This window comes from Streptomyces sp. NPDC059866 (assembly GCF_042731325.1).
In the GTDB taxonomy this organism is placed as follows: domain Bacteria; phylum Actinomycetota; class Actinomycetes; order Streptomycetales; family Streptomycetaceae; genus Streptomyces; species Streptomyces flavusporus.
The window spans coordinates 1-6,947 of sequence record NZ_JBHWJT010000096.1; the positions used below are offsets into that span (position 1 = coordinate 1).

Annotated in this window: 5 protein-coding genes and 2 pseudogenes; 6 read left to right on the top strand and 1 reads right to left on the bottom strand. The window is 71.2% G+C overall.

The features are described from left to right. Positions 1–210 precede the first annotated feature (210 nt). The 5 genes from ACFV7R_RS46350 (at position 211) to ACFV7R_RS46370 (ending at position 6,387) form a co-directional block, all read left to right on the top strand. Positions 211–2,955, top strand: a complete 2,745-nt coding sequence (locus ACFV7R_RS46350) for an AAA family ATPase (RefSeq protein ID WP_385276664.1) — start codon at positions 211–213, stop codon at positions 2,953–2,955. 96 nt (positions 2,956–3,051) lie between these two features. Continuing rightward, positions 3,052–3,876: an alpha/beta fold hydrolase gene (locus ACFV7R_RS46355; protein WP_385276652.1), complete on the top strand. Its 825-nt coding sequence runs from the start codon at positions 3,052–3,054 to the stop codon at positions 3,874–3,876. A 19-nt stretch (positions 3,877–3,895) separates the two neighbouring features. Then, the gene (locus ACFV7R_RS46360) at positions 3,896–4,720 is read left to right on the top strand and encodes an alpha/beta fold hydrolase (protein ID WP_385276655.1); all 825 of its coding nucleotides are present in this window, start codon (positions 3,896–3,898) and stop codon (positions 4,718–4,720) included. A 19-nt stretch (positions 4,721–4,739) separates the two neighbouring features. Then, a complete protein-coding gene (locus ACFV7R_RS46365; protein ID WP_385276658.1) occupies positions 4,740–5,537 on the top strand; it encodes an alpha/beta hydrolase in 798 nt (265 codons plus the stop codon). 58 nt (positions 5,538–5,595) lie between these two features. Continuing rightward, the gene (locus ACFV7R_RS46370) at positions 5,596–6,387 is read left to right on the top strand and encodes an MBL fold metallo-hydrolase (RefSeq protein WP_385276661.1); all 792 of its coding nucleotides are present in this window, start codon (positions 5,596–5,598) and stop codon (positions 6,385–6,387) included. Here ACFV7R_RS46370 and ACFV7R_RS46375 read toward each other — a convergent pair. Then, positions 6,385–6,604: pseudogene (locus tag ACFV7R_RS46375) on the bottom strand (hypothetical protein); the annotation flags it as partial. The gene ACFV7R_RS46370 and the pseudogene ACFV7R_RS46375 sit on opposite strands and share 3 nt — an antisense overlap. 156 nt (positions 6,605–6,760) lie before the next feature. Between ACFV7R_RS46375 and ACFV7R_RS46380 the strand changes: the two are divergent. Next, a pseudogene (locus tag ACFV7R_RS46380) lies at positions 6,761–6,947 on the top strand (IS5/IS1182 family transposase); the annotation flags it as partial.

Sequence of the window (6,947 nt, forward strand, 5' to 3'; positions counted from 1 at the left end):
GCTGCACATCGGCAGGGACAAAGCGTGGTCTGGTTACGGAAGAGCCGCGGTGAAGCGGAGGGAGGCATATGACATGTGGAAGTGTCCTGCAAGTCTGGGCGGATATATGCAGGATGGGCAGCACCAGCGGAGGGTGCGGGCGCGGTGAACGTGGGGGGACCGCGTCGCTGATGACCCTGCCACCCGACCTTTCTGAAAGGTGTCGGCGTGATGCTCAAGGGGCGGGTCAGGGAACGTGAAGCGCTCGACCGGTTCGTCGCGGACCTGCGCGAGGGATTGAGCGGTGTCGTCCTCCTACGCGGTGACGCCGGCATCGGCAAGACCGTGCTGCTGGATCATGCGGCCGCGGAGGCCGCCGACCTGCGCGTTCTGCGAGTGGCGGGGGTGGAGGCGGAGTCCGGTTTCCCTTTCGCGGCGCTGCACCGTCTGCTCGTACCGTTCCTGGACGGCCTCAAGGAACCCGGCGCGCTGCCCGCGACCCAGCGCTCGGCGCTGCAGGTGGCCTGTGGACTGACCGACGGCCCGGCCGCCGACCAGTTCCTGGTGGGGCTCGCGACGCTCACGCTGCTCGCCGGGGCCGCGAAGCAGCGGCCACTGCTGGCCTGCGTCGATGACGCACAGTGGCTCGACAAGGAGTCGCTGGGCGTGCTGGCCTTCGTGGGTCGGCGGGTGCACGCCGAGGGCGTCGGCCTGCTGTTCGCCGCGCGGACCGGTTTCGACGCGCCCGCGGGTCTCGCCTCCACCGAAGTCGCCGGTCTGGAGGACGAGTTCGCTCTGGAACTGCTGCGGGAGAGCATCTCCGGACAGCTCGACACCGGTGTCGCGGCGCGGATCGTGGCCGCCACGGCCGGGAACCCGCTGGCGCTGGCCGACCTGGGGCGGGAACTCTCCGCCGACCAGCTCTCCGGCGGACTCGCGCTGCCCGAACCGCTGCCGGTGGGCGGCAGGCTGGAGGCGCACTATCTCCGGCAGGTCCGCGAGCTGCCGCAGCAGACGCAGACCTGGCTGCTCCTCGCCGCCGCCGAGCCGGCCGGCGACCTCGGCTACCTCACGAGCGCGGCCCGCCGGCTCGGCATCGGCACGGATGCCTCCGGCCCGGCCGAGGCCGCGCGTCTGGTGGTGCTGCACGCCGCCGCGCAGTTCCGTCATCCGCTGGTGCGGTCGGCCGTCTACAGCGGCGCCACCAGCGTCGAGCGACGGCAGGCGCACCACGCGCTGGCGGAGGTCACCGACCGCCCGGCCGACACCGACCGGCGGGCCTGGCATCTCGCCGCCGCCGCCATCGGAACGGATGCCGCCGTCGCCGCGGAGGTGGAACGCGTGGCCGACCAGGCGGGCGCGCGGGGTGGCTACGCCGCGCGTGCCACCTTCCTGACCCGGGCAGCCGAGCTGACGCCGGAGGACGACGTACGAGTGGGGCGGCTGCTGGCGGCGGCCGAGGCGGCGCTGCGCGCCGGGGCGCCCCTGCAGGCGGAGTCACTGCTCGACCGGATCGACGGGGAACTGCTCGGCGATGCCGGCCAGGGCCGGGCACTACTGGTCCGGGCGACCACGGGCCTCGCGCTGGGTCGCGCGGATTCCTTCGCCCAGGCGCCAGCACTGTGCGTGCGCTCCGCCCAATTCCTCTCCGACGGTGCCCCGGAGCTGGCTCGTGAAGCGCTCCTCAGGGCGACCGACCGCGCCATCACCGCCGAGCACCTCATCCGGGACACGACGCCGGCCGACATCGCCCGGGCCGTGGAGACGCTGGTGCCGCGCACCGGTGAAGCAACCGGCGTCGACCTCGTGCTGCGCGCCTTCGCGGTCCTCGCCACCGACGGCTACGAACGCGCCGTACCGCACCTGCGGCGGGCCTGCGCCATGGTGCTGGACCCGGGCACCCCCGAGGAGGAGATGCTGCGCGGCCATCTCCCCGCCATCACCATGTCGATGATCCTGTGGGACGAGCCGACGCACACCGCTGTCATCCAGCGGGCGGCCGACGTCGCCCGGCGGACCGGCGCCCTGTGGCAGCTGGACACCGCGCTGTACTGCGCCACGATGTCCGAGACCAACCTCGGCGAACTGGCTGCTGCCGACGCCCTGTTGGACGAGGGACACCAGATCCGTGCGGCGATCGGCGCGAACGACGACGTGTGGGCCATCTACCGACATCCCGAGCTGCTCGCCTGGCACGGCGAGCGCGACGACCTCGACGCCGTGCTGCGCGGATCGATGGAGGCCGGCACCTGGCTGGGCAGCGGCGCGGTCGAGTCCATCGCCCGCATCGGCATGGTGGTGCTGGCCCTGAGCCGCGGCGACTACGCGGAGGCGCGCACCGTGGCTCACGAACTGATCGAGCATGACGTGCTCGGGGTGCATTCCCGGCTGCTCCCGCACCTGGTCGAGGCGGCCGTACGCTGCGGCGACCGGGTCCTGGCCACGGCCGCACTAAAGACGCTGACGTCCCGGGCGAGGGCCTCCGGCACGGCCTGGGCCCTGGGGCTGCTGGCCCGCTCGAGCGCCCTGCTCGCGCCCGTCGACGACGCCGAGCCGCTGTACAACGAGGCGATCACCCTGCTGTCGGGCACCAGAGCCCGCTCCGATCTCGCCATCGCCCATTTGCTGTACGGCGAGTGGCTGCGTCGCCGCAAGCGCCGCAAGGACGCCCGCGAGCAGCTGCACACGGCCGTCGCGATGTTCGACGCCATGCGGGCCACCGGATACGCGGCGCGCGCCGCCCAGGAGCTGGCCGCCACCGGGACCAACCCCCAGCGCGGGACGGCCGGGTCGACGAACACGCTGACCCCGCAGGAACTGCAGATCGCCCGCCTCGCCAAGGGCGGCGCGACCAACGCCGAGATCGCCGCCCAGCTGTACATCAGCGCCAGCACCGTCGACTACCACCTGCGCAAGATCTTCCGGAAGCTCGACGTGACGTCGCGGCGCCAGCTCCACCAGGCCTTGGAGGACTGACCCCGGTCACGACTACGCGCTCCACGGGATTCGAGCACCGTCCGGCCTGACCGACGCTCGGAGGGCCGGACAGATCCCGCAGACGGGAGCATTTCCATGCCGTACATCACCGCAAGCGACGGAGCGCAGATCTTCTACAAGGACTGGGGCACGGGCCGGCCGGTCGTGCTCAGCCACGGCTGGCCGCTGAACTCCGACAGTTGGGAGGCACAACAGCTGTTCCTCGCATCGAACGGCTTCCGCACCATCGCCCACGACCGCCGTGGGCACGGCCGGTCCGCCCAGACCTGGCACGGCAACGAGATGAACACCTACGCCGACGACCTCGCCACCCTCATCGACGAGCTCGACCTGCGCGACGCGACGCTCGTCGGCTTCTCCACGGGCGGCGGCGAAGTCGCCCGCTACATCGGGCGGCACGGCACCGCCCGCATCGCGCAGATCGTGCTGGTCTCCGCCGTACCGCCGTTGATGCTCAGGACCGACGACAACCCGGGCGGGGTGCCGGGCGAGGTGTTCGACGCGATCCGCGCCGGGTCGCTCGCCGACCGCTCGCAGCTATACCGCGACCTCGCCGACGGCCCGTTCTTCGGGCACAACCGCCCCGGCGCCGATGTCTCCCAGGGCATCCGGGACGCGTTCTGGCGCCAGAGCCTGCAGGCCGGGCACCGAGGCGCCTACGAATGCATCGCGGCGTTCTCGGCCACCGACTTCCGCGCCGACCTGGACGCCTTCGACGTACCCACGCTGGTCATCCACGGCGACGACGACCAGGTCGTGCCCTTCGAGGTGGGCGGCAAGGCCTCGGCGGCCCGCATCAAGAACGCGACGCTGAAGGTCTACCCGGGCGCGCCGCACGGCATCACGGACACGCACAAGGAGCAACTCGGCGCCGACCTGCTGGACTTCCTCAACTCCTGACTCCGGAAGGAACCACCACATGATTCCCGAAGGCCAGCCACGCCGTCGCGTCCTCGGCGGCCTGCTCGCGGCGGGGGCGGTCACGCTCGGCGCCGCTCCCGCCTCGGCCTCCGCCCGCTCGGGCGGCGGTACCAAACCGACCGTCGTGCTCGTGCACGGCGTGTTCGCCGACTCCTCCGGCTGGAACGACGTCATCGCCCGGCTGCTGAAGGCCGGCTTCCCGGTCATCGCCCCAGCCAACCCGCTGCGCGACCTGGCGGGCGACTCGGCGTACGTCTCCAGCGTCGTCGACACCATCACCGGCCCGGTCATCCTCGTCGGCCACTCCTACGGCGGCGAGGTCATCACCAACGCCGGGCGCGGACACTCCCACGTCAAGGCACTGGTGTACGTCGGGGCCTTCGCGCCCGACGAGGGCGAGAGCGCGCTGCAACTGGCCGGCATGTTCCCGGGCAGCAAGCTGCCGGACGCGCTGGTGACCCGCCCGTTCCCGCTGCCCGACGGCACCACCGGCACGGACGGCTACATCGACCCGGCGAAGTTCCACGACGTCTTCGCCGGGGACCTGCCGACCTCCGTGACGCGGCTCATGGCGGCCACCCAACGCCCGGGCAGCGTGGGCGGGTTGGCGTCCGACAGCGGCGTACCGGCCTGGAAGAGCCTGCCGTCCTGGTATGTGATCCCCACCGCCGACAACGTCATCCCGGCCGCGGCGCAGCGCTTCATGGCCAAGCGCGCCGGGAGCATGACCGTCGAGGTCGAGGGAGCCTCCCACGTCGTGATGATGTCGCACCCCGACGTCGTCGTCCGCCAGATCGTGGCCGCCCACCGCGCCACCAGCTGACGCTCCGAAAGGAACATCGATGACCGCACCGGACACCATCGTCCTCATCCACGGCTTCTGGGTGACGCCACGCAGCTGGGAGCACTGGATCGACCGCTACGAGAAGCAGGGTTACCGCGTGCTCGCGCCCGCCTACCCCGGCTTCGAGGCGGAGGTCGAGTCCCTGAACGCCGACCCGACCCCGATCGAGAAGGTGACTGCCCCACAGATCATCGAGAGCCTGGCGAACGTGATCCGCGGACTCGACCGGCCGCCCGTCCTGATCGGCCACTCCGCGGGCGGGGCATTCACCCAGATCCTGCTCGACCACGGCTTCGGCGCGGCCGGAGTGGCCATCAACTCCGCGCCCACCGAAGGCGTGAAAGTAGTCCCGCTGAGCCAGCTGAAGTCCACCTTCCCCGTGCTCAAGAGCCCCGCCAACCACCACAAGGCGGTCGGCCTCACCCACGAGCAGTGGCACTACGCCTTCACCAACACCTTCTCCGAAGAGGAGTCCCGGGCGCTGTACGAGCGTTACGCGATCCCCGCGTCGGGCCGCATCCTGTGGAACAGCGTGCTGGCCAACCTCCAGCCCGGCCACCAGGACATCTGGGTGAACTACCACAACGACGACCGTGCACCGCTGCTGTTCCTCTCCGGCGAGCTGGACCACCTCATGCCGCCCCAGGTCCAGCAATCCAACGCCAAGCACTACAAGTCGAACACCGTCACCGAGGTCAAGGTGTATCCGGGGCAGCCGCATCTGATGCCGGCCTCGCCGGGCTGGGAAGAGATCGCGGACTACGCGCTGTCGTGGGCCCTGTCGCACGCCCGATAGCCACCAGTACGCCCGGGGCGGCCGTACCCCGCCCCGGGCCACCGGAGGGGATCACCGTATGACCGATGTCCGCGTCACCCACATCGGCGGCCCGACCGCACTGATCGAGGTCGGCGGCTGGCGGCTGCTGACCGACCCGACGTTCGATCCGCCGGGGCGCCGCTACTCGTTCGGCTGGGGCACGTCGTCCCGCAAGGTGTCCGGCCCCGCCCTCGCCGCCGCGGACCTGCCGCCGGTCGACGCCATCCTGCTCAGCCACGACCACCACGGCGACAACCTTGACACGGCGGGGCAGGCCCTGCTGCCGACCGCCGACACCGTGCTCACCACGCCGTCCGGAGCACGACGGCTCGGTGGCAACGCCCGTGGCCTGGCGCCCTGGACGACCACACGCCTCCAGGCCCCAGGGCGCACGACGATCGACATCACGGCGACGCCCGCCCGCCACGGACCGCCGCTGTCGCGGCCGCTCACCGGGGACGTCACCGGCTTCGCGCTCCGCTGGAAGGGACAACGGCACGGCGTCCTGTGGATCTCCGGAGACACCGTCCTCTACGACGGCGTACGACACGTTGCCCGTCGCCTGGACGTCGGCACCGCCCTGTTGCACATGGGCGGCGTGCGCTTCCCGCTGACGGGCCCGATCCGCTACACGATGACCGCCGCTCAGGCCGTGGAGCTGTGCCGTCTGCTCTCCCCGCGAACCGCCCTCCCCATCCACTACGAGGGCTGGCAGCACTTCCGCGAGAACCGCGAAGCCATCGAACGGCACCTCGCCTCGGCTCCCCCCGACATCCGAAACAGCTTCCGTTGGCTGCCCACCGGAACGGGGGTCGATCTCAGCGTGTGACGGTGCCGGTCGGTGCTGATGCTCCTGCTGGTACGACCGCCTGTCGGTGATCAAAGCGACGCCTTCACTCTGGGCGTTGTCGGGCAGGTCGGTGACGTCCAGGAGCAGGCCGTCCAAAGGACCGACCACCAACTGCACGTAGATGTGTCCGGGGTGGACCGGGATCGTCGTGGTCGGCCCCGTAGGCCCGGCCGCGCATGAACTGCTGCTCATCCATGACCGACAGGGTCGCAGCCATCACTGACAATCCCCCCGATGCCTGGAGGCCCACCAGCAGGTCGCGGCGGGTCGGGATCGGAAGGGGGCAGCCGTACGGGCACAGGCCCTGCGTGATCATGGAGTTCTCTACGCTCTGTGACCGCGAAGGACGGCTGTGCCCGCACTTCCTTCTTCCCTGCTGGAACCCGCCTGGATCCAGTTCGCCGCTCTGCTGCCCGAGCGCCCGGCATTCGACCCGGACCATCCCCTGGGATGCCACCGGCGCCGGATACGAGCGGATCGCCTCACCGGGCTGCTCGGACCGCACCATCCGGCGCCGCGTCAAACTCTGGGCCGAGCTG